This is a genomic window from Streptomyces sp. NPDC041784 (assembly GCF_055591025.1).
On sequence record NZ_JBVJAB010000005.1, the window covers coordinates 19,258 to 40,247 of the forward strand.

Consider the following 20,990-nt stretch of genomic DNA (forward strand, 5'->3'; position numbering starts at 1 on the left):
CCTGCGCCGTCTGGGGGCGGCGGGGTGTCTCGGACGAGCGCCCACACTATCGGCTGGGCATGAGGACGGCCCGCCGCCTGTGGATAACCCACCTGCGACGGGCCGTTCACCGCGTCCCGTGTCCGTGCGGAGGAGGTCTCAGACGGCGGCCTTCTTCAGCCGGCGGCGCTCCCGCTCGGACAGGCCGCCCCAGATGCCGAAGCGCTCGTCGTTGGCGAGGGCGTACTCGAGGCATTCGGAGCGGACCTCGCAGGCGAGACAGACCTTCTTGGCCTCGCGGGTGGAGCCGCCCTTCTCGGGGAAGAAGGACTCGGGATCGGTCTGGGCGCACAGTGCGCGCTCCTGCCAGCCGAGTTCCTCGCCCGCGTCGTCGACCAGCAGTTGCTGCACCAGCTCGGTCATGTGCGCCCCTCGCTCTGTCTTTTTCGCGTCCCCGTGACGTTGCCGTTACCGATTTGCGGCTGAACGACACGAGTGAAATTACAAGTGTGCTGCTCCGGGCGAGTCAAGCCGGGATCTGCTATTGGGCCCCTTATTCACTCTGCGGAACCAAGGCCGTGCAGTAAGTGTTCAAATCGCCATAAACCTTGACACGCGGATGAGGCCCCGGCGGAACCGCCCCGCACAGCGCTGCTTGTACGGGGAAGGACGTCCAAAGAGTCGATCCCGTTGCGACACGCGCGCGGAAGCGAACCTGATCACAGTCGGATCACGGGATCACCACGAGGCTCGCGCGCCCGGCATGTGCGCCATGTGTCCCGGTCGGCACATGAACAAACCTTTCGCCTCCGAGATGAACCGGATGAGGTGAACCATGTCCCACATACCGGGCGTCGAGTTGACAGTGAAGGTGTGAACCGGTGTCCTTGTGGGCATGCTCGCGAACTCGGCACTCACCTCGACCCGCTCCGCCGGGTCCCACGGTGCTGCCCGCGCTCGCTGTAGCTGTTGTTGCTGTTCCAGCTGTTGAGCCCAACGCGCTCCGGCTGCCCCAGGGTCCACCGCGACCCGGCTGCTGTTTCCCTCCTGGCCCGCACCAGGGCGCCTCTGTTCCACCCGTGATCCGGGCGGACGGTCCGCGACACCCCAGCCCCCACTTCTTCCGCCGAGGAACCACGCACCCCATGAACAGCGACAGCGACCTCCAGATCGCCGGCGACATCCTCGAAGTCCCGCACCTCCTCCAGGCGCCGCGCGAGCACCCGGCCACCGTGGCCGAGTTCGTCGGTCTGGCCCGCTCCATCGCCGCCGACCGCGGCCAGTGGGAACACCTCGTCCGGTACGACGCCACCAGCCGCTGGTACCACCGGCTGCGCACCGGCCCGGGCTACGAGGTGTGGCTGCTGTCCTGGGTGCCCGGACAGGACAGCGGGCCGCACGACCACGGCCCCTCCTCCGGCGTGCTGACCGTCCTGGACGGCGAGCTGACCGAGCGCACCGAGCGGGGCACGCGCGTACTGGGGGCGGGCGCGCAGCGGGTGTTCGCGCCGGGGTACGTCCACGAGGTCGTCAACGACGCGCTGGAGCCGGCGGTGAGCCTGCACGTGTACTTCCCGGGGCTGACGGAGATGCCGATGCTCCCCCAGTCCCGGCTTCGCTCGACCGGGGGGACCCCCGTGGCCTGCGCGGCGCGTGAGGCGTACGACGGGGTGGACACCGTCAGCGCGTAGCGGCGGGCGCCGGTGTCCCCGACCGGTGTCCCCGAGCCGTGACTCGTACGGGTGTCCCCGACCCGTGACTCGTACGGGTGGCGGGGATGTCCACAGGCCACCGGTTCTCCACAACCGCCCGGTGCGATGTCGGAACCGCCTGCGAGACTGGCTCCCATGCGCATTGTGGTTCTTGCAGGCGGTATCGGCGGCGCCCGGTTCCTGCGCGGTCTGAAGCAGGCCGTGCCGGACGCGGACATCACGGTCATCGGCAACACCGGCGACGACATCCATCTCTTCGGGCTGAAGGTCTGCCCCGACCTCGACACCGTGATGTACACGCTCGGCGGCGGCATCAACGAGGAGCAGGGCTGGGGCCGGGCCGACGAGACCTTCCATCTGAAGGAGGAGCTCGCGGCGTACGGCGTCGGGCCCGAGTGGTTCGGGCTGGGCGACCGGGACTTCGCCACGCACATCGTGCGGACGCAGATGATCGGCGCCGGGTTCTCGCTGAGCGCGGTGACCGAGGCGCTGTGCGACCGGTGGAAGCCGGGGGTGCGGCTGATCCCGATGACCGACGACCGGGTCGAGACGCATGTCGCCGTCGTGCTGGACGGCGAGCGCAGGGCGGTTCACTTCCAGGAGTACTGGGTGCGGCTGCGGGCGTCGGTGCCGGCCGAGGCCGTCGTGCCGGTCGGCGCCGAACAGGCCAAGCCGGCGCCGGGGGTGCTGGAGGCGATCGCCGAGGCGGACGTCGTGCTGTTCCCGCCGTCGAACCCGGTCGTCTCCGTCGGCACGATCCTCGCGGTGCCCGGCATCCGTGAGGCGATCGCCGAGGCCGGGGTGCCGGTGGTGGGCCTCTCCCCCATCGTCGGGGACGCGCCGGTGCGCGGGATGGCCGACAAGGTGCTGGCGGCGGTCGGCGTGGAGTCGACGGCGGCGGCGGTGGCCGAGCACTACGGCTCGGGGCTGCTGGACGGCTGGCTCGTCGACACCGTGGACGCCGGTTCGGTGGAGCGGATCGAGGCGGCGGGGATCCGCTGCCGGGCCGTACCGCTGATGATGAGCGATCTGGACGCGACCGCGCGGATGGCCCGCGAGGCGCTGGCGCTGGCGGAGGAGGTGCGGGGGGCATGAGCACGGAGGCCGGTTACCGGGTCTGGGCCGTGGCCGGGCTGCCGGAGGTGCAGCACGGGGACGACCTGGCCAAGCTGATCGCCGCCGCCGAGCCGGGGCTCGCCGACGGGGACGTCCTGCTGGTCACGTCGAAGATCGTGTCCAAGGCGGAGGGCCGGCTCGTCGCGGCGGACGACCGGGAGGCGGCGATCGACGCCGAGACGGTACGGGTCGTGGCGCGGCGCGGGCCGCTGCGGATCGTCGAGAACCGGCAGGGGCTGGTGATGGCGGCGGCGGGCGTGGACGCCTCCAACACCCCCGCCGGGACGGTGCTGTTGCTGCCCGAGGACCCGGACGCGTCCGCGCGGGTGATCCGGGACGGGCTGCGGGACGCGCTCGGGGTCGAGGTCGGGGTCGTCGTCACCGACACCTTCGGGCGGCCCTGGCGCGCCGGGCTCACGGACGTGGCGATCGGCGCCGCGGGTGTGCGGGTGCTGGACGATCTGCGCGGGAGGACGGACGCGTACGGCAATCCGCTGAGCGCGACGGTCGTGGCGACGGCGGACGAGCTGGCGGCGGCCGGGGACCTGGTGAAGGGAAAGGCCGCCGGGCTGCCCGTGGCCGTGGTGCGCGGGCTGGCGCATGTGGTGGCGGACGGTGCCGGGGACGGGGCTCGGACCATGGTGCGCGGTGCGCGCGACGACATGTTCCGGCTCGGGACGTCGGAGGCGGTGCGGCTGGCGGTCACCCAGCGGCGGACCGTGCGGGCCTTCACCGACGAACCCGTGGATCCCGGTGCGGTACGCCGGGCGGTGGCCGCGGCCGTGACGGCACCGGCGCCGCACCACACGACGCCGTGGCGGTTCGTGCTGCTGGAGTCGGAGGAGTCGCGGGTCCGGCTGCTGGACGCGATGCGGGACGCGTGGATCGAGGATCTGCGGCGGGACGGAAAGTCCGAGGAGTCGATCGCCAAGCGGGTGCGTCGGGGAGACGTGCTGCGGAACGCGCCGTATCTGGTGGTGCCGTGTCTCGTCATGGACGGGTCGCACCAATACGGGGACGCGCGGCGGGACGGGGCCGAGCGGGAGATGTTCGTGGTCGCGGCCGGGGCGGGCGTGCAGAACTTCCTGGTCGCGCTGGCCGGGGAGCGGCTGGGGTCGGCGTGGGTGTCCTCGACGATGTTCTGCCGGGACGTGGTGCGGAAGGTGCTGGAGCTGCCGGAGGGGTGGGATCCGATGGGGGCGGTGGCCGTCGGGCACGCGGCGGCGGAGCCGAGGGCTCGGGCGGAGCGGGGAGTGGAGGGGTTTGTCGAGGTGCGGTGAGGTTGCCGAAGTGCGGTGAGGTGGGGTGTGAGCTGAGCCGCGTGTGGTGGGCCGGGGGGCGTGGTGACGCGTGTCTCGGCCTACCCTCGTAGGGCCCCTCCTGGAGGAGAGGGACATCCCGATCTTCTGGAACCTCACCCTTCTAGATCCTTTAGAACCTCACCCTTCTAGAACCTCGTCCTTCTAGAACCTCGTCCTTCTAGGACGTCACCCCGTCTTAAGACCTCACCTCCTTGAGGACCTCGCCCATGGCAGGACGTTTCGCTCCCCGGCCCACGCGTACGACCGTGCGCGGGGGGCATGTCGCCTTGCCCGCGGGGGTGCCGCGGCCCGCTCGCGCGGCGGCCGGGCGGGTGCGGGAATGGGTGCCCGCGGGGCCGGTCGATCTGGGGCTGGTGCTGGGGCCCTTGCGGCGGGGGCCCGGGGATCCGACGTTCCGGGCGATGCCGGACGGGTCGGTGTGGCGGGCGAGCCTGACGCCCTCGGGGCCCGGGACGCTGCGGGTGTCGGTGGTCCCGGGGAGCGGTGCGGTGCGCGGGGAGGCGTGGGGGCCGGGCGGCGAGTGGCTGCTGGAGGGGATGCCGGATCTGCTCGGGGCCTCGGACGATCCGGAGGCGTTCGCGCCTCAGCACCGGGTGGTGGCGATGGCGCGGCATCGGCGTCCCGGGTTGCGGCTGACGCGGACCGGGCTGGTGCTGGAGTCGTTGATCCCGTCGGTTCTGGAGCAGAAAGTCACGACGGACGAGGCGTATCGGGCGTGGCGGTTGCTGGTACGGAAGTTCGGGGAGCCGGCGCCGGGGCCTGCGGCGGACGGGCGGCTGTGGGTGATGCCGACGCCTCGGACATGGGCGCTGATTCCGTCGTGGGAGTGGCATCGGGCGGGCGTCGACAACAAGCGGGCGTCGACGATTCTGCGGGCGGTTCGGGTGGCGGGGCGGTTGGAGGAGGCGGTGGGGATGGAGGCGGGGGCGGCGCAGGCCCGGCTGGAGGTGGTGCCGGGGATCGGGCCGTGGACGTCGGCGGAGACCGTGCAGCGCAGTCATGGGGCGGCGGATGCGGTGACGGTGGGGGATCTTCATCTGCCGGGGATCGTTGGGTGGGCGTTGGCCGGGGACCGGTCTGCGGACGACGCGGTGATGTTGGAGCTGCTGGAACCGTATGCGGGGCAGCGGCATCGGGCGGCTCGGTTGATTCTGTTGAGTGGGCGGGTGCCGGCGCGGCGGGCGCCTCGGATGCCTCGGGGGGACATCGGGAAGCTGTGAGCGGTGTGCGGTACGCGGTACGCGGTGCGCGGTGGGGTGGCGCGCGGTGGGGTGGCGGCGGTACGCGGTGGGGTGGCGGCGGTGCGCGGTGGGGTGGTGCGTGGTGCGCGTCGCGGGAGGTGTTTCGCCCCGCCGCCCCTGCCCATTCCCATCCCCAGGGGCTCCTGGCCCTTCGCCCCCGCCCAGGGGCTCCGCCCCTGGACCCCGACGGGACTTCGTCCCTTGGGAAGCGCCCCTGGGCCGCACTCCCGAACACCTCGGGCGCACCGCCCCGGAGACCCTGCGGGACTCCGTCCCCTGCACCCCTCTCACGGGGCGTTGCCCTGCCGAACGCCGGTCAAGTCCGAGTGGACCTGCCGGCGTTCGGGATCGGGTGGGGGCTACTGGTCCGAGGAGAAGCGGACCGCGCCTGCGGGGATCCGGGCGTCGCACCAGATTCTGGCGCCCTCGCGGAGTTCGTTGTCGGGGCCGATGACGGCGCCGTCGCCGATGACCGTGCCGGTGAGGACGGAGCGTTCGCCGACACGGGCGCGGGTGCCGATGAGCGAGTCGGTGATGACCGCGCCCGGTTCGATGACCGCGCCGGGGAGGATCGTCGAGCCGAAGACCCGCGCCCCCTCCGCCACGAACGCGCCCTCGCCCACCACCGTGCCGCCGGTGAGTTTCGCGTCCGCCGCGACCGTCGCCGTGGGCAGGATCAGGCGGTCGCCGCAGCGGCCGGGGACCGCCGGGGACGGGGCACGGCCGAGGACGAGGTCCGCCGAGCCGCGGACGAAGGCCGCCGGTGTGCCGAGGTCCAGCCAGTACGTCGAGTCCACCATGCCCTGGAGGTGCGCCCCGGCGGAGAGCAGGTCCGGGAACGTCTCGCGCTCCACCGAGACCGGCCGGCCCAGCGGGATGGTGTCGATGACCGAGCGGCGGAACACGTAGGCGCCCGCGTTGATCTGGTCGGTGACGATCTCCTCGGGGGTCTGCGGCTTCTCCAGGAACGCCAGGACCTTGCCCGTCTCGTCCGTGGGGACCAGGCCGTAGGCCCGGGGATCCGTCACCTTCGTCAGGTGCAACGAGACGTCCGCCCCCGTCGTCTCGTGCGTCGCCACCAGGCGTCTGATGTCCAGGCCCGTGAGGATGTCCCCGTTGAAGACCAGCACCGGGTCGTCCGGGCCGGAGTGCAGACGGGACGCCACGTTGCGGATGGCGCCGCCGGTGCCGAGGGGTTCGTCCTCCGTGACGTACTCGATGTGGAGGCCCAGCGACGAGCCGTCACCGAAGTACGGTTCGAAGACCTCGGCCAGATAGCTCGTCGCGAGGACGATGTGGTCCACCCCCGCTGCCTTCGCCCGCGCCAGCTGGTGCGTCAGGAACGGCACGCCCGCCGCCCTGACCATGGGCTTGGGCGTGTGCACCGTGAGCGGGCGCAGTCGGGTGCCCTTGCCGCCGACCAGGAGGATCGCTTCTGTCACCTTCGTCTCTGCTTCCTGCCGGGACCGGCCGAACTGTCTTTCGGCCGGCCAGTGTATGCAGACCGTTGTGTGGCGCGTTCGAGGCCGTGCGGTGTTCCGTCCCAGTCCCAGGAGACTGTCCCCCCGACGGCTGATGAATGTGCCCCCCGCTGAGCGTTCTCCCCGGCCGGCGGTCTCAGCGGCCCTGGTACTTGGCCGCCGTCTTACGGGCCGAGCCGAGCTTGCCGTAGAGCTGCCGCCCTGGGCATTCCGTGGCAAAACCGTCCCGGTGGCCGGAGATCACGTTCAGTCGTACGTTCTTTCCCTTTGGGTAGAGATTGCCACCTGCGGACTTCAGATATGTCTTTCCTTTCGGATTACCCCCGAAGAGACCCAGCTTCCATGCCGTCAGACTGGCGACCGCCTTCACTGTGGCGGAGCTGGGCTTGGCCGAGGTGAACGTGCCGAGAACGGCGATCCCCATGCTGTTGGTGTTGAACCCGAGGGTGTGCGCGCCCAGGACCGCCTTGGCCACACCGCCGGCCCGGCCCTCGTAGATGGTTCCGCACTTGTCGACGACGAAGTTGTAGCCGATGTCCCGCCAGCCCAGGCTCTTGACGTGGTAGCGGTAGATACTGCGAATGACGGACGGGACCTGTGAGCACTTGTACGAGTTGCCCGTGGCCGAATGGTGCACGAACGCCGCCTTCACCTTGCCGGTGTAGCGGAATCCATTCTCCCGAATGCCCTCGTCGGCACCCCAGCCGCGGCGCGTGACGATGCGCGGGCGCGGACCGATGTACGGCTTCGCCCGCTGCGCCTCCGTCAGCTCGCCGCCGTGCAGGGCGGACAGCTCGCTCCGGGTCCGGGCACGGTCCAGCGCGGGGATCTCCGGCGCGCCGAGCGGGGCGAGCCCGGCGTTGGCCGCGGAGGACGCGGCAGCGGCGGACGCGGAGGCGGAGCCGAAGGAGGATACGGAGGCGGAGCCGAAGGAGGATACGGAGGCGGAGCCGAAGGCGGGGAGCGCGGCTGACGGGACGCCGATGGTCCGGCCCCGCGGGGCCCGTTCGCCGTACGGCCCGGCGGCCGCCCCCTCACGAACCGCGGCCGCCTCCCCGGGGGCGATCAGTTCCAGGCGCAGGCCGGCGGGGAGCGCCGCGGGAGTCGAGAGGGTGCGCAGGCCCCGGCCGGTCTCCTCCGTACGGCGGGACGCGTCGGGGCGGACACGGACCTCGACTCCGTCGGAGTCGCCGACCCACAGGGGGGCGGTGGCGCCCCGGACATGGCCGGAGGCGCGCTCGGCGGTGTCCGGGTCGGCGCCGTGGTCGGCGTAGTGGGTCTCGACGTCCTGCCAGCCGGACCAGGTGCCGGTGCCGGCCGAACGGGTGCGGACCTGGACGGTGCCGTGGAGTTCGGTGTCCGGGTTGTCCCAGACGACGCCGAGCAGGGAGAAGCGGCCTACGTCCTGGCGCGGCACGCCCTGTTCGGCGGCACCGAGGGCACGGTCGCGGGTCAGGGGGGTGAGCGGCAGCGACTGGGTGCTGCCGGAGAGGTCGGGGGCATCGGGGGCGACGACGGGCGCCACCTCCGCGCTCGGCGCCGGTCGCGCCGTCGCCGCGGTGGCGGGCGGCGTCAGGGGGAGGGCGAGAGCCGCCGCACACGTGACGCCGATCGAAGAAGTGAGCAATCCACGCATGCCAACGATCCTGGACATAGTCATATATATCTGTCCATTGGGGAGTTGACGGGCTGTCGGGAGCGTTGCGCCGAACCGGTGGCGCGGCGGCCCGGGGCGTTCGGCCGAACCGGTGGCCCGGCGGTGGGTGGGGCGGCGGGGCGGCGCGTACGCTTGCGCGGGTGAACGCCACCGATCGCACCCCTGCCGACCTGCTGCGTTCCGCGCTCGCCGCGGATCCCGCGCGCCCCCTGGTGACCTTCTACGACGACGCCACGGGCGAGCGGGTCGAATTGTCCGTGGCCACCTTCGCCAACTGGGTGGCCAAGACCTCGAACCTCCTCCAGGACGGGCTCTCCGCGGAGCCCGGCGACCGGGTCGCGCTGCTGCTGCCCGCGCACTGGCAGACGGCGGTATGGCTGCTGGCGTGTTCGTCGGTGGGGGTCGTCGCGGACGTGGGCGGGGATCCGGCGCGGGCGGACTTCGTGGTGGCCGGTCCGGGGCACTTCGACGCGGGGCGCGCCTGCGGCGGGGACCGGTACGCGCTCTCCCTGGCGCCGCTCGGCCGGCGGTTCGTCCCGTCGCCGCCGGAGGGGTACGCCGACTACGCCGTGGAGGTCCCGACGCACGGCGACCGTTTCGCGCCGTACACGCCCGTCGACCCCGAGGCGCCCGCGCTGGTCGTGGCGGGGGCCGAGTACACCGGCGCGGAGGTCGTGGAGCGGGCCCGCGCCGAGGCGGCGGGACTGGGCCTGACCGGACCCGGCTCCCGACTGCTGTCGGGGCTGCCGTACGACACCTGGGAGGGGCTGAGCGCCGGACTGTACGGTCCGCTCGCGAGCGGCGGCTCGGTGGTCCTGTGCCGGAACCTGGACCAGGCCTCCGAGGACACCCTCACCCGACGCATCGAAAGCGAACGGGTCACGGCAACGGCCCACTGACCCTGGCAGGCCCGCCACCCTCCGGAGACCCGCCCACCCCCGACCACACCCCACCCCCCTAAGCCTCACCCATTCGGCGCACCCCCGCCCGCACGTCACCCCCCGAGCCCCCATGGTCGTAGGAGGAACAGCACGACCCGCTCGTACCGCCGAACGTGGGAGGGGTGTTTCCAGTCGTGGGCGACTTCGTGGGATCGGGGCGGCCCCTCGGGCCGGGGGTGGGGGCCTCTGCGGACGGGCGGGGGCTGATACGGCGGCGCCGGCGGCGGTGGGTGCGGTACGGGGCGGGGGTGGCGGCCCTCCTCGTCGCGGGGGTCGGCATCGCCGGATGGGCGCTCTACGCGAAGCTCGACGGGAACATCACCGCCGACGAGGCGGCCCGGGCGGAGCTGGAGCGGTATGCGAGGGAGCGGCCGACCTCGCTGGTGAAGGACGCGCAGAACATCCTGCTGATCGGGTCCGATTCACGCTCGGGCGAGGAGAACGCCAAGTACGGCCGGGACTCGGGGACCGAGCGCTCGGACACCACGATCCTGCTGCACCTGGCCGCCGGGCGGCGCAGCGCCACCGCCGTCTCCATACCCCGCGACCTGATGGTGGACGTGCCCGCCTGTCTCACGCCGGACGGGACGCGGACCGAGCCGATGTTCGCGATGTTCAACTACGCCTTCGAGACCGGCGGCTCGGCCTGCACGATCCGGACGGTGGAGAAGCTGACCGGGGTGCGGATCGACCACCACATGGTCGTCGACTTCAGCGGCTTCAAGGAGATGGTGGACGCCGTCGACGGCGTCCAGGTGTGTCTGACGGCGCCGGTCGTCGACAAGGCCGCCAAGCTGCGGCTGCCCGCGGGCCGGGTGACGCTCGACGGGGAGCAGGCGCTGGCGTACGTGCGGGCCCGCAAATCGCTGGGCAACGGCAGCGACACCGACCGGATGGACCGGCAGCAGCGGTTCCTGGGGGCGCTCGTCAACAAGGTGCAGAGCACCGACGTCCTGCTGAATCCGGCGAAGCTGTATCCCGTGCTGGACGCGGCCACGTCCTCCCTCACCACCGACCCGGAGCTGGCGAGTCTGCGCGGGCTCTACGAACTCGTCCGCGGCCTGCGCGACATTCCCACCGAACATGTGCAATTCCTGACCGTTCCCCGGGAGTCGTACATCTACAACGTCAATCGCGACCAACTCGTGGAGCCGGAGGCGGAGAAACTCTTCGAACGACTGCGCACCGACGCACCCGTGGTGGTTTCTCACGAACTTCCCATGAAATCCGTCCCCTCGGAGTCGGGCGACCACGGTCCGTACGGGGTGGGGGCGAGGTCACGCGTGGTTTCGCCCACTCCGCCCGCTCCTACGTTCCGCGGAAACACCGCCGCGGAGGACGGCTGCGGGTAAAGCGGTTGCCAAGCCTGTCGCCGGTGGCGAACTCCAGTTCAAAGAAATGGGCCGTATTGCCCGGTTGTAGGGACGTGGAATTTGTCACGGGCGTCGCTTCCCGTCGAACTGGGCGGATAGTGTGAGCGATCCGGTGCACCCGGCCGCGAGGTCCTTCCTGGTGCCGTGCACTGAGCGACCGACTGAAACTGAGTGAGCGTGACGACCCGAGCGCCTCTTGAGGGGGAGAGGCGCCGCGTGGCCCCGACGGAGGATTCTGACAACCGTGGACGCGCAAGGCCGTGGGCGGGCGGACAACATCGATCCCGCAGACCAGTGGGTGCTCAATCCGAACACCGGCGAATACGAACTGCGACTGACTCCTTCCGCACCGCAATCAGCGGTCCCCGGACCGCGTAGAGCCGCCTCCCGTGCGGGAGCCCCGGCCGGTGGCGGCCCGGGCGCCGGAGCGGGCGCGGCGCGCGGCCGTACGGCGGCGCCGGACCGCGACACGGAATCGGAGTCGGAGTCGCCCGAGGAGGCACCGGGCCGGATCCCGGGGCCGCGCCGTCGGCGGGGCGTGCCGGAGGAGCCGCCGAACCGGCGCGGTCGCCGGCCGGTCAAGAAGAAGTCGAGGGCGAAGAAGGTCCTGCTGTGGACCGGCGGGATCATGGCCTTCGTGCTGGTGGGCACGGCGGCCGCGGCCTACCTGTATCTCCAGCACCTCAACGACAACATCACGTCCGTCTCCGACGACGGCGCGAGCACCGGCGGCTTCAGCTCGGACAAGGCGATCAACATCCTGCTGATCGGCACCGACAAGCGCACCGGCTCCGGCAACGAGGGCTACGGCGACTCCGGCAGCGTGGGCCACGCGGACACCACGATCCTGCTGCACGTCTCCAAGGACCGGACGAACGCGACCGCGCTGAGCATCCCGCGCGACCTGATCGTGGACGTCCCGGACTGCCCGACCACGCAGGAGGACGGCTCCACGAAGGTCATCAAGGGCACCGAGAACGTCCGCTTCAACACCAGCCTCGGGCAGGACGAGCGCACCCCGAGCTGCACCGTGCGCACGGTCACGGAGCTGACCGGGATCCAGGCGGACAATTTCATGGTGGCCGACTTCAACGCGGTCAAGACGCTGACCTCGGCGGTCGGCGGCGTCGAGGTGTGTCTGGCCAAGGACATCGACGACCCGGACTCGCATCTGAAGCTGTCCGAGGGCACGCACACCATCGAGGGCGAGCAGGCGCTGGCCTTCGTGCGCACCCGGCACTCGGTGGGCTTCGGCGGCGACCTGAGCCGGATCGAGATCCAGCAGCAGTTCCTGAGCGCGCTGATGCGCAAGCTGAAGTCGAACGACACGCTCACCAGCCCCACCAAGATGATCAAGCTGGCGGAGGCGGGCACCGAGGCGCTGACCGTCGACTCCCAGCTCGACACCATCGACAAGCTCAAGGACCTCGGTCTGGAGCTGGGCAAGCTCAATGTGAAGAACCTGACCTTCACCACCGTGCCGGTGGTCGACAACCCGGCGGAGAAGGTCAAGGCCACCGTCGTCCTCAACGACGCGACGGCGCCCACCGTCTTCCAGATGATCCAGGAGGACGTCTCCTTCACCGAGGTGAAGGAGAAGGCCAAGGCGTCCAAGGACGCGGCGGCGGCCGAGGCCGCGGCCCGGCTCAAGGGAACGAAGTCCGCGGCCTCCGAGGTGCGGGTGCGGATCATGAACGGCGGCGCCCCGGCCGGCAGCGCACAGGAGACTCTTAACTGGCTGCAGAATGATGAGGGCGTGACGAAGTCCGAGAACGCGGGCAACGCTCCGGCGGAACTGAGCAGGACGACGCTGGAGTACGACCCGGACCAGGCGGACCAGGCCCGTCGGCTCGCCGACATCATGGGGCTGGCGGGGACCGCGCTGAAGCCGGGGGAGAGCGTCGACAACGCCCAGGGCCTGCCGACGATGACGTTGACGCTGGGCAAGGACTTCAAGGGCGCGGGCGTCTCGCTCACGTCTCCCACGACCGTGCCGGACACGGTCCAGAAGTCCACGGCGGACAAGGTGCAGTGCGCCAAGTAGACGAAGAGGGGTAACCCTTCGGGCCCGTCGTGCGTCTGACTGGACGCGGGACGGGCCCGTGTCAGGCGCTCGGCGGGGAGGGGCAGTTCAATGGTGGGGAGAAGCGGGGTGCGCGCGGAGGTGTCGGCGGCCGAGGACACGGTGTCCAGGGAGGCGCGGGACGGCAACACGCCCGAGGACGCCGGAGGGCACGGCGGCAAGGGCGGCGATGACCGCTCCACGGACCGCCGACGCCGTCGTCGACGCGCGTTGCGCTGGTCCGCGACCGTGCTGGCGGTCGTCATACTCGGCACGGCCGGCGCCGGATACCTCTACTACGAGCACCTCAACGCCAACATCAAGAGCGACGACCTCAACCTCGGCGACGCCAAGGACCGGGCGGCGCAGACCCAGGCCAACGCGGCCGGCCAGACCGCGCTGAACATCCTGCTGATCGGCTCGGACGCCCGGGACTCCGCGGCGAACCAGAAGCTCGGCGGCGCCAAGGACACCTTCAACGGCACCCCGCTCGCGGACGTCCAGATGCTGCTGCACGTCTCGGCGGACCGCTCCAACATGTCCGTGGTGAGCATGCCGCGCGACACCCTGGTCGACATCCCCAAGTGCACGGACCCCGACACCGGGGAGGTGTACGGGGCCAGTTCCCGGGCGATGACGAACGAGTCGCTGGGCCGCGGCGGCGCCGGCTGCACGGTGGCCACCTGGGAGAAGCTCACCGACATCCACATCGACCACTTCATGATGATCGACTTCGCCGGTGTGGTGTCGATGGCGGACGCCATCGGCGGCGTCCCGGTGTGCGTGGACGCCAACGTCTACTCGCACACCAGCAGCGGCAAGGGCTCCGGCCTGAAGCTGGAGGAGGGCACCACCTCCATCAAGGGCAAGCAGGCCCTGCAGTGGCTGCGCACCCGCTACGGCTTCGAGGACGACACCGACCTCGCCCGCGCCAAGGCGCAGCACATGTACATGAACTCGATGGTCCGTCAGCTGCGGTCCGAGGCCAAGCTGACCAACCCGAACTCCCTGCGCAAGCTCGCCGAGGCGGCCACGAAGGCGATCACCGTCGACGACGGCCTGGACACCATCACCAAGATGTACGACCTGGCGAACGAGCTGCAGAAGGTGCCCACCGAGCGCATCACCATGACGACGATGCCCAACCGGTACGACACCTACAACGCCGGCCGGGTGGTGCCCACCGAGGACGCCGACAAGCTGTTCCGGCTGGTGCGCGAGGACATCGCGCTGGACGGCAAGGACGATAAGAAGACCTCCGCGAGCCCGTCGCCGACGGTCACCGACACCGCCGAGGCGGACGAGGACATCGCGGTGCAGGTGCACAACAGCACCCGTACCGGCACGCTCGCCCCGGTCGGCGGGCGCGCGGCCACGGTCACCCAGCTGCTGAAGGACGAGGGGCTCACCGGGGCCGTCGCGGACACCTCCTCGGCCACCTCCGAGGAGACCACGGTGATCCGCTACCCGAGCGCCGACCTCCAGGCCGACGCCCAGCGGGTCGCGAAGGTCCTCGGCATCCCGGCGAGCCAGGTGAAGAAGTCCACCGACGTCTCCGGGATCACGCTCTTCGTGGGCGGGGACTGGCGGTCCGGCACCGCGTACAAGGCGCCGGAGAAGGAGGACGACGACACGACGCCCGAGTCGGCGCAGGCGATGAACGGCGCCGACGACAGCCAGTGCATGCACGTGGACCCGGCCTACACCTGGTAGACCGGGCCCGGTGAGCCGCGCGGTGCTCAGTGCCTCACGAGGAGGAGCTGAGGACCGCCGGGCGGCGTGACGCGATGACCTTCCTCGCCAGCGACCTGGGGCTGGTGAGGAAGCCGAACCCCCACGACATGTGCATGGTGGCGAGGGCGACGGGGATCTGGAGGCGCGCCTTCGGCGGCAGGCCCTTGCCGGCCGGCAACGACCCGGCGACGATCGCCGCGAGGTAGCCGCCGGGGATCACGAACCCGAGCGGGGTGAGCGCCGCGCCCACGACCAGACCCGCGGCTATCGCGCACACCGCGGTGGGCGGGGCGAGGTAGCGCAGGTTGATGGAGCCCTCGTGGTAGCGGGCGACGACGTGCCGCCAACGCCCGTAGTCCTTGTACTGCTTGGCGAGCGCCTTCACGCTGGGCCGCGGCCGGTACGACACCTTCAGCTCCGGCGAGAACCAGATCAGCCCGCCGGCCTCGCGGATGCGGAAGTTCAGCTCCCAGTCCTGGGCGCGGATGAACTCCTCGTTGTAGCCACCCTGCTGCTCCAGCGCCTCGCGCCGGAAGACACCGAGGTAGACGGTCTCGGCGGGCCCGGCCTGCCCCCCGGTGTGGAAGGCGGCGTTGCCGACCCCGATCTTCGAGGTCATGGCGGCGGCCACCGCGTGCTCCCAGTCGTTCTCGCCCTCGGCGTGCATGATGCCGCCGACGTTCTGCGCGCCGGTCTCCTCCAGGAGCCGTACCGCGGTGGCGATGTAGTTCGGGGAGAGCATCCCGTGCCCGTCGACGCGGACGACGACCGGATGGCGGGAGGCCTTGATCGCGGCGTTGAGGGCGGCGGGGGTGCGGCCGGTCGGGTTGGGGACCGTGTGCACGCGCTTGTTCTTACTGGACGCAGTGTCCGCCACGAGCTGGGCCGCGATCTCGTCCGTGCGGTCCGTGGACGGACCGAGGGCGATCACGACCTCCATCTCGCCGGCGTACTCCTGCGCGAGGATCGCTTGGACGGCTCCGCGCAGATGCCGCTCCTCGTTGAGGACGGGCATGATGACGGACACGGCGGGGAGCTGCACGTCGGACTTCGCGTTCATAGGGGGATCACGTTACCGCGAACGGGGGACACCGGTGCGCCCCGCCGGGTGCGCTGCCCCGGGCGACAGATCGTACGGGCCTACGGTACTCACGGCTCTCCCCGCCCAGGCCGTCGCCCGGAGGTGTCCCGCATGCCCACCACACCGCCCCGGTCCCGGTGCCGCCCGCCGCGCCCCCCGGTACGCCCCGTACGCAGAAGGCGTCCCCGCTGGGCCATGCGGGCGGCGACCACGCTCTCCGTCGTCGTCCTCGCCTCGGCCGGGATCGGCCACTCGGTGGTCACCAGCCTCGACGCGGACATCGCGCGGGTGGACCCCTTCAAGGACATGAAGAACCGTCCGCGGGCGGGCCACGGCATGAACGTGCTGCTGGTCGGCACCGACGGCCGGGACCGGATCGACGAGTCGGAACGCCGCCGGTTCCGCCTCGGCGGGGCCCCCTGCCACTGCACCGACACGATCATGATCGTGCACATCTCGGAGGACCGGGAGCGGGCGAGCGTGGTCAGCCTGCCGCGCGACTCCTACGCCGAGACGCCCCCGCACACCGACCAGGTCACCGGCGAGGAGCACCACGGGCACCCCATCAAGCTCAACGCGGCGTACGCGGAGGGCGGTCCGCAGCTCACCGTGCGCACGGTGGAGAGCATGACGCACGTGAAGATCGACCACTACCTGGAGGTCGACTTCACCAGCTTCATGAAGACGGTGGACGTCGTCGGCGGTGTGAAGATCTGCACCGCGCAGCCCCTGAAGGACAGGTACACGGGTCTGGACCTGGCGCCCGGCACGCACACCCTGCGCGGCGGCGCGGCGCTCCAGTACGTCCGCTCCCGGCACGCCGACGCCTCCTCCGACCTGGGCCGGATGAAGCGCCAGCAGCGGTTCCTGGCGTCGCTGGTGGCCCAGGCCACGTCCTCCGGGATCCTGCTGAACCCGCTGAAGTTCCGGGACGTGACCCGGGCGGTGCTGGGTTCGGTCCGGGCCGACCGCGGCTTCGGCACGGACGAACTGCTGGACCTGGGCCGGGCGATGCGCACCTTCTCCCCGTCCTCCTCCGAGTTCACGACGGTCCCGATCGGCCGGATGGGCTTCCTGGTCAAGGACATCGGCTCGACCCTGAAGTGGGACCCGGTGAAGTCCGAGCGTCTCTTCAAGGCCCTGCGCGACGACAAGCCCCTGGCGACGGCACCGCGTCCGCGCAGCGAGCCGGTGGTGCGGGTGGCGGTGCCCCCGCAGCAGATCAGCGTGCAGGTGGAGAACGGCACGACGACCAAGGGGCTCGGCCGGCGCGTGGACAGTGCCCTGGCGGCGACCGGTTTCCGCACCACCCGCCGCCCGGTCGACGCGGCCGTCCAGACCGTACGGCGCACGGTCATCGCCTACGACCCGCGCTGGGACCGCTCCGCGCGCTCGCTGGCCGCCGCCCTCCCCGGCAGCGAGCTGCGGGCCACGCCCGGTCTCGGCCCCACCCTGAAGGTGATCGCCGGGGCGGACTTCCGCGAGGTCCGCGCGGTCCGGGCCCAGGAGCCGGAGGGGAGGGAGTCCGAGGTGGTCCGGGGCAACGAGGTGGGGTGTCCGTAGGGCCGTGGCCGTGGGGCCGTGACCGTCGCGGCGTCCGCCGGATGGCGCGCCGGGTCGGTCGGGCGTAGGACGGAAGGGCAAGGCAGGGCCCGGGGCCCGCCCGGGCACCCTCTCACCCCCAGGAGGAGCCATGACCCAGTCCGGATCCATGACGGCCATGAGCAAGGAGATGCAGGACTGCGTCCAGGCGTGCATGTCGTGCCACGGCGTGTGCGAGGAGACCATGAGCAACTGCATGCAGATGGGCGGCCAGGCCCAGATGCAGATCATGCGCGCGCTCATGGACTGCTCCGAGACGACCCGGATGTGCGCCGACATGATGATGCGGCGCTCGCCCATGGCGACCGAGATGTGCGCCATGTGTGCCAAGGCCTGTGACATGTGCGCCGAGGCGTGTATGACCATGCCGGACGATCCCCAGATGATGCGCTGCGCCGAGGCGTGTCGTCGCTGCGCCGAGATGTGCCGCACGATGGCGGGCGCCACGATGTGACGCCGCCCGCACACGCTCGGGGGCATCCCCGTGGGTGCCCCCGAGTGCCGCGCTCTCAGCCGAACAGCGGCGCCAGCTCCCGCTCCAGGTCCGCCGGATCGCGGTAGTGGACGGTCCGCATGCCGAGCGCGGCGGCCGCCTCCACGTTCTCCCAGGTGTCGTCCACGAACAGGCACCGCTCGGGCCGTACGCCCGCCCGGGCCGCCGCGAGTTCCAGGATGCGCGGGTCGGGCTTGGCGAGTCCGACGCGGGCGCTGCTGACGACGTGGTCGGCGAGTTCGGACAGGCCGAGGGCGTCGAGGTCGCGTTCCAGGCCGAGGGTGGCGTTGGAGACGAGGACCAGCGGCATCCGGACCCGGGCCCGGCGCAGCAGGGTCACCACGGCCTCGTCGGCGTGGAAGGGCGACTCCAGCAGGGCGGTGCCCAGGGCCCAGCCCGTCTCGTCGTCGACGAGTCCGGCGAGGCCCTTGGCGATGGCCTCCACCCACTCCTGCTCGGTGATCCGGCCCAGCAGCAGCGGCCCGTCGACCTCCGGGGAGAACGCCACCTTCTTGGTGGTGCCCTCCGCCAGGCCCGCCGCGCGCTCCAGCGCCTCCAGGTGGGTGGAGTCGAAGTGCCGTATCACGTTGTCGATGTCACACAGGACGGCGTCGAAGGGCGGTCTGCCGCTGGGGGTGTCAGTCACCCGAGACCGTCACCTTCTCGTCGTTCTTCAGCTGGTCCACGAGCTGCTTCACCTTGGTCTTGTCCCAGACGAGGTTGCCGCCGGAGGAGCCGGAGATCGGCATGTTCATCGACGTGCCGTCGCCGCCGTTGACGCCCTTCATCGCGAAGAACATGGAGCCCAGGTCGTACAGGCCCATGTCCTTGTCGACGATCAGGGTGTCCAGGCCCGCGCTCATGGTCGGGTAGAGCTTGAACGGGTTGAGGACCGTGCCCGGGGTGGCCACCTGGTTGGCGAGGGCGGCGAGGAACTTCTGCTGGTTCTTGGTGCGGTCCAGGTCGGAGCCGGCCAGCGCGTACCGGGTGCGGACGAAGGCGAGGGCCTCCTCGCCGTTCAGGGTCTGCTTGCCCTTCTTGAAGTCGGCGCCGGACTTGGTGTCCTTGATGTCCTGCGGGATGTCGATCTCGACGCCGCCGACCGAGTCCACGATGTTCGCGAACCCGGCGAAGCCGATCTCGACGTAGTGGTCGATGCGCAGCCCGGTGTTGAACTCGACGGTGCGCACGAGGAGTTCGGGGCCGTCCTCGGCGTAGGCGGCGTTCAGCTTGGTGTGCCGACCGGTGCCCTTGTACGTCTTGCCGGACTCGGAGCCGACGAAGGACGGGATCTCCACGTCCGAGTCGCGCGGCAGCGAGATGAGGGTGTCGCCGTTGGACCCGGTGTGCAGGATCATCATCGAGTCGGTGCGCTTGCCGTCGGCGGAGCCGGTGTGCAGCTTCTTCTTCTCCTCGGCGGACATGCCCTCACGGCTGTCGGAGCCGACGATCAGGTAGTTGGTGCCCTCGCCCGCCTCGGGCCGGTCGATGACCTTGGAGAGGTCGACCTCGCGGTTCAGCTTGCCGTCGGCCCAGAAGTAGGTGCCCACGGTCGTCACGACCAGCACGGTCACGACGGTGATCGCGGTCCACTTGATGCGGCGGCGCCAGTCGGGCGCCGACCGCGGGCCGCGGGCGTAGGGGTCCTCGGGGCCGCCGGGGCCGCTCGGGCCGCCGCCACCGCCGTAGACCTGGCCCGTGCTGTAGCCGCTGTCGTAGCCGGTCTGCTGGGCGTTGGTGTAGTCGCCGTACCCCTGACCGTTGACGTACGACGGCTGCTGGGGGACGCCGACGCCGTGCGGCGGGGCCGCGGGGCCGCGCCGGACCTGCCGCATGACGCGCGCGCTCTCGGGCTGTGCGGCGGCGCTGCCGTTTCCGTGCCGGGAGCCGCGGTTGTCGTCGGACCATCCCTCGGGCCAATCGTTCATGCCGAACAGTGTGCAGGGCCGGGCTGTGTCCCGTACAAGGGCAGTCGGAAAATCAGCGCCCCGCTGTTGCCAAGCTGACACAAAGTCCCGTCTTGTCCGCCTCGGCATAAGGTGGAGGACATGACAGACCAGGTCACCGCAGCGGAGTCGGGCACCCCGGACATCCCGGGCAAGCCCACATCCGCCTCCCGCACCACCCTCAGCCACATCATGAACCACAACGACACCAACCTCCTGGGCACGGTGCACGGCGGTGTGATCATGAAGCTCGTCGACGACGCGGCCGGCGCCGTGGCCGGGCGGCACTCCGGCGGCCCCGCCGTCACCGCGTCCATGGACGAGATGGTGTTCCTGGAGCCGGTCCGGGTCGGTGACCTCGTCCATGTGAAGGCGCAGGTCAACTGGACCGGCCGGACCTCGATGGAGGTCGGGGTACGGGTGCTGGCGGAGCGCTGGAACGAGTCGGCGCCGCCCACCCAGGTCGGCTCGGCCTACCTGGTCTTCACGGCCGTGGACGCGGACGGCAAGCCGCGGGTGGTCCCCCCGGTCGTCCCGGAGACCGAGCGCGACGAGCGCCGCTACCAGGAGGCCCAGATCCGCCGCACCCACCGGCTGGCCCGCCGCCGGGCGATCAGGGAGCTGCGCGAGCGCCGGATCGCGGAGGGCTACGAGGACTGACGTCCGGCGCCGCGCTCAGGCCGCCGCGAACAGCTTCTCCAGCTTGCCGAACCCCTGGGTCCAGCCCTCCTCGTGCAGGGCGCGCCGCCGCTGGGTGGCGAAGCCGTCCTGGACGAGGGTCAGCTCGGTGGCGCCGCCGGAGGTGCCGGTGGTGCCGGCCAGGTCGCGCAGCGTGAGTGTGACGGTCGTCTCCCGGTCCTCGGGGTCGGGGTCCTCCCAGCGGAAGGTGTAGCGCAGCAGCCGCGGGGGGTCGACGTCGAGGAACTCCCCCGTCAGGTGGAACAGGGGGCCGTCGGGAGGCCGCATCGCGATGCGGTACGCCCCGCCCGGTCTCAGGTCACCGCGCACGTCCGGGATGGTGAACCCGTCGGGGCCCCACCAGCGGGCGAGGTCCGTCGGCTCGGTCAGGGCCCGGAACACGGCCGGTGGCGAGGCGCCGAGGACGCATCGCAGGCGCAGCACCAGCCCGTCGTCAGGGGTCATCACGCACCTCCTCCCCCATCGTGGACCGCCCTCGCGCCGGCCACCACACGCACATCGCCCTCCGACCGGGTGACGGTCGGAGGGCGATGTGCGTGTGCGAGCGGTGT

Annotated in this window: 18 protein-coding genes; 11 read left to right on the forward strand and 7 right to left on the reverse strand. The window is 71.3% G+C overall.

The window, feature by feature from the left end; genetic code table 11:
- Positions 1-138: 138 nt before the first annotated feature.
- Positions 139-402: a WhiB family transcriptional regulator gene (locus tag ACZ6D7_RS12330; RefSeq protein ID WP_030792866.1), complete on the reverse strand. Its 264-nt coding sequence runs from the start codon at positions 400-402 to the stop codon at positions 139-141.
- Between the two features lie 722 nt (positions 403-1,124).
- On the opposite strand from ACZ6D7_RS12330, the gene ACZ6D7_RS12335 reads away from it, so the two are divergent.
- The 4 genes from ACZ6D7_RS12335 to ACZ6D7_RS12350 all read left to right on the forward strand — a co-directional run bounded on the left by ACZ6D7_RS12335 (position 1,125) and on the right by ACZ6D7_RS12350 (position 5,349).
- Entirely contained in the window at positions 1,125-1,670 is a 546-nt protein-coding gene (locus ACZ6D7_RS12335; RefSeq protein ID WP_469488042.1) for a cysteine dioxygenase, read from the forward strand.
- 156 nt (positions 1,671-1,826) lie between these two features.
- Complete coding sequence (gene cofD, locus ACZ6D7_RS12340) at positions 1,827-2,786, forward strand: 2-phospho-L-lactate transferase (RefSeq protein ID WP_469488048.1); 960 nt, start codon at positions 1,827-1,829, stop codon at positions 2,784-2,786.
- The gene (locus ACZ6D7_RS12345; protein ID WP_469488051.1) at positions 2,783-4,087 is read left to right on the forward strand and encodes a coenzyme F420-0:L-glutamate ligase; all 1,305 of its coding nucleotides are present in this window, start codon (positions 2,783-2,785) and stop codon (positions 4,085-4,087) included. The genes cofD and ACZ6D7_RS12345 overlap by 4 nt, the downstream gene beginning before the upstream one ends.
- Before the next feature lie 248 nt (positions 4,088-4,335).
- On the forward strand, positions 4,336-5,349 hold the full coding sequence (locus tag ACZ6D7_RS12350; RefSeq protein WP_469488056.1) for a DNA-3-methyladenine glycosylase family protein: 1,014 nt from the start codon (positions 4,336-4,338) through the stop codon (positions 5,347-5,349).
- A gap of 380 nt (positions 5,350-5,729) precedes the next feature.
- Here ACZ6D7_RS12350 and manB read toward each other — a convergent pair whose 3' ends face one another.
- Together manB and ACZ6D7_RS12360 are read right to left on the reverse strand one after the other, a co-directional pair.
- Positions 5,730-6,812: a mannose-1-phosphate guanylyltransferase gene (manB, locus tag ACZ6D7_RS12355; RefSeq protein WP_469488060.1), complete on the reverse strand. Its 1,083-nt coding sequence runs from the start codon at positions 6,810-6,812 to the stop codon at positions 5,730-5,732.
- A 175-nt stretch (positions 6,813-6,987) separates the two neighbouring features.
- Positions 6,988-8,487 carry a peptidoglycan recognition protein family protein gene (locus ACZ6D7_RS12360; protein ID WP_469488063.1) on the reverse strand — a complete coding sequence of 500 codons (1,500 nt, stop codon included), beginning with the start codon at positions 8,485-8,487 and terminating at the stop codon, positions 6,988-6,990.
- A 161-nt stretch (positions 8,488-8,648) separates the two neighbouring features.
- On the opposite strand from ACZ6D7_RS12360, the gene ACZ6D7_RS12365 reads away from it, so the two are divergent.
- The 4 genes from ACZ6D7_RS12365 (at position 8,649) to ACZ6D7_RS12380 (ending at position 14,597) form a co-directional block, all read left to right on the forward strand.
- Positions 8,649-9,407: a TIGR03089 family protein gene (locus tag ACZ6D7_RS12365; protein ID WP_469488067.1), complete on the forward strand. Its 759-nt coding sequence runs from the start codon at positions 8,649-8,651 to the stop codon at positions 9,405-9,407.
- A 218-nt stretch (positions 9,408-9,625) separates the two neighbouring features.
- On the forward strand, positions 9,626-10,801 hold the full coding sequence (locus ACZ6D7_RS12370; RefSeq protein WP_469489373.1) for an LCP family protein: 1,176 nt from the start codon (positions 9,626-9,628) through the stop codon (positions 10,799-10,801).
- A gap of 265 nt (positions 10,802-11,066) precedes the next feature.
- Positions 11,067-12,866, forward strand: coding sequence for an LCP family protein (locus ACZ6D7_RS12375; RefSeq protein WP_469488079.1), 1,800 nt, complete (start codon positions 11,067-11,069; stop codon positions 12,864-12,866).
- Positions 12,867-12,956: 90 nt separating this feature from the next.
- The gene (locus ACZ6D7_RS12380) at positions 12,957-14,597 is read left to right on the forward strand and encodes an LCP family protein (RefSeq protein WP_469488087.1); all 1,641 of its coding nucleotides are present in this window, start codon (positions 12,957-12,959) and stop codon (positions 14,595-14,597) included.
- Positions 14,598-14,631: 34 nt separating this feature from the next.
- Here the strand turns inward: ACZ6D7_RS12380 and ACZ6D7_RS12385 are convergent, their stop codons facing one another.
- The gene (locus ACZ6D7_RS12385) at positions 14,632-15,678 is read right to left on the reverse strand and encodes a glycosyltransferase family 2 protein (RefSeq protein WP_469488094.1); all 1,047 of its coding nucleotides are present in this window, start codon (positions 15,676-15,678) and stop codon (positions 14,632-14,634) included.
- A 132-nt stretch (positions 15,679-15,810) separates the two neighbouring features.
- Between ACZ6D7_RS12385 and ACZ6D7_RS12390 the strand changes: the two genes are divergently transcribed.
- Both ACZ6D7_RS12390 and ACZ6D7_RS12395 read left to right on the forward strand, forming a co-directional pair.
- Complete coding sequence (locus ACZ6D7_RS12390) at positions 15,811-17,262, forward strand: LCP family protein (RefSeq protein WP_469488098.1); 1,452 nt, start codon at positions 15,811-15,813, stop codon at positions 17,260-17,262.
- Positions 17,263-17,392: 130 nt separating this feature from the next.
- Positions 17,393-17,755, forward strand: coding sequence for a four-helix bundle copper-binding protein (locus ACZ6D7_RS12395; RefSeq protein WP_469488101.1), 363 nt, complete (start codon positions 17,393-17,395; stop codon positions 17,753-17,755).
- 55 nt (positions 17,756-17,810) lie between these two features.
- Here the strand turns inward: ACZ6D7_RS12395 and ACZ6D7_RS12400 are convergent, their stop codons facing one another.
- Both ACZ6D7_RS12400 and ACZ6D7_RS12405 read right to left on the reverse strand, forming a co-directional pair.
- A complete protein-coding gene (locus tag ACZ6D7_RS12400) occupies positions 17,811-18,440 on the reverse strand; it encodes an HAD family hydrolase (protein ID WP_469488105.1) in 630 nt (209 codons plus the stop codon).
- On the reverse strand, positions 18,433-19,722 hold the full coding sequence (locus ACZ6D7_RS12405) for an LCP family protein (RefSeq protein WP_469488109.1): 1,290 nt from the start codon (positions 19,720-19,722) through the stop codon (positions 18,433-18,435). The genes ACZ6D7_RS12400 and ACZ6D7_RS12405 overlap by 8 nt, the downstream gene beginning before the upstream one ends.
- A 120-nt stretch (positions 19,723-19,842) precedes the next feature.
- Here ACZ6D7_RS12405 and ACZ6D7_RS12410 point away from each other — a divergent pair, with 120 nt between their 5' ends.
- Entirely contained in the window at positions 19,843-20,400 is a 558-nt protein-coding gene (locus tag ACZ6D7_RS12410; protein ID WP_469488112.1) for an acyl-CoA thioesterase, read from the forward strand.
- Positions 20,401-20,415: 15 nt separating this feature from the next.
- Here ACZ6D7_RS12410 and ACZ6D7_RS12415 read toward each other — a convergent pair whose 3' ends face one another.
- The gene (locus ACZ6D7_RS12415; protein ID WP_469488116.1) at positions 20,416-20,883 is read right to left on the reverse strand and encodes an SRPBCC family protein; all 468 of its coding nucleotides are present in this window, start codon (positions 20,881-20,883) and stop codon (positions 20,416-20,418) included.
- Between the last annotated feature and the right edge of the window lie 107 nt (positions 20,884-20,990).

What these genes read in the sequence shown, in the direction of transcription:
- ACZ6D7_RS12330 (WP_030792866.1), bottom strand. Translation starts at nt 402, where the DNA reads ATGACCGAGCTGGTGCAGCAACTGCTGGTCGACGACGCGGGCGAGGAA.
- ACZ6D7_RS12335 (WP_469488042.1), top strand. Translation starts at nt 1,125, where the DNA reads ATGAACAGCGACAGCGACCTCCAGATCGCCGGCGACATCCTCGAAGTC.
- cofD (WP_469488048.1), top strand. Translation starts at nt 1,827, where the DNA reads ATGCGCATTGTGGTTCTTGCAGGCGGTATCGGCGGCGCCCGGTTCCTG.
- ACZ6D7_RS12345 (WP_469488051.1), top strand. Translation starts at nt 2,783, where the DNA reads ATGAGCACGGAGGCCGGTTACCGGGTCTGGGCCGTGGCCGGGCTGCCG.
- ACZ6D7_RS12350 (WP_469488056.1), top strand. Translation starts at nt 4,336, where the DNA reads ATGGCAGGACGTTTCGCTCCCCGGCCCACGCGTACGACCGTGCGCGGG.
- ACZ6D7_RS12360 (WP_469488063.1), bottom strand. Translation starts at nt 8,487, where the DNA reads ATGCGTGGATTGCTCACTTCTTCGATCGGCGTCACGTGTGCGGCGGCT.
- ACZ6D7_RS12380 (WP_469488087.1), top strand. Translation starts at nt 12,957, where the DNA reads ATGGTGGGGAGAAGCGGGGTGCGCGCGGAGGTGTCGGCGGCCGAGGAC.
- ACZ6D7_RS12385 (WP_469488094.1), bottom strand. Translation starts at nt 15,678, where the DNA reads ATGAACGCGAAGTCCGACGTGCAGCTCCCCGCCGTGTCCGTCATCATG.
- ACZ6D7_RS12390 (WP_469488098.1), top strand. Translation starts at nt 15,811, where the DNA reads ATGCCCACCACACCGCCCCGGTCCCGGTGCCGCCCGCCGCGCCCCCCG.
- ACZ6D7_RS12395 (WP_469488101.1), top strand. Translation starts at nt 17,393, where the DNA reads ATGACCCAGTCCGGATCCATGACGGCCATGAGCAAGGAGATGCAGGAC.
- ACZ6D7_RS12405 (WP_469488109.1), bottom strand. Translation starts at nt 19,722, where the DNA reads ATGAACGATTGGCCCGAGGGATGGTCCGACGACAACCGCGGCTCCCGG.
- ACZ6D7_RS12410 (WP_469488112.1), top strand. Translation starts at nt 19,843, where the DNA reads ATGACAGACCAGGTCACCGCAGCGGAGTCGGGCACCCCGGACATCCCG.
- ACZ6D7_RS12415 (WP_469488116.1), bottom strand. Translation starts at nt 20,883, where the DNA reads ATGACCCCTGACGACGGGCTGGTGCTGCGCCTGCGATGCGTCCTCGGC.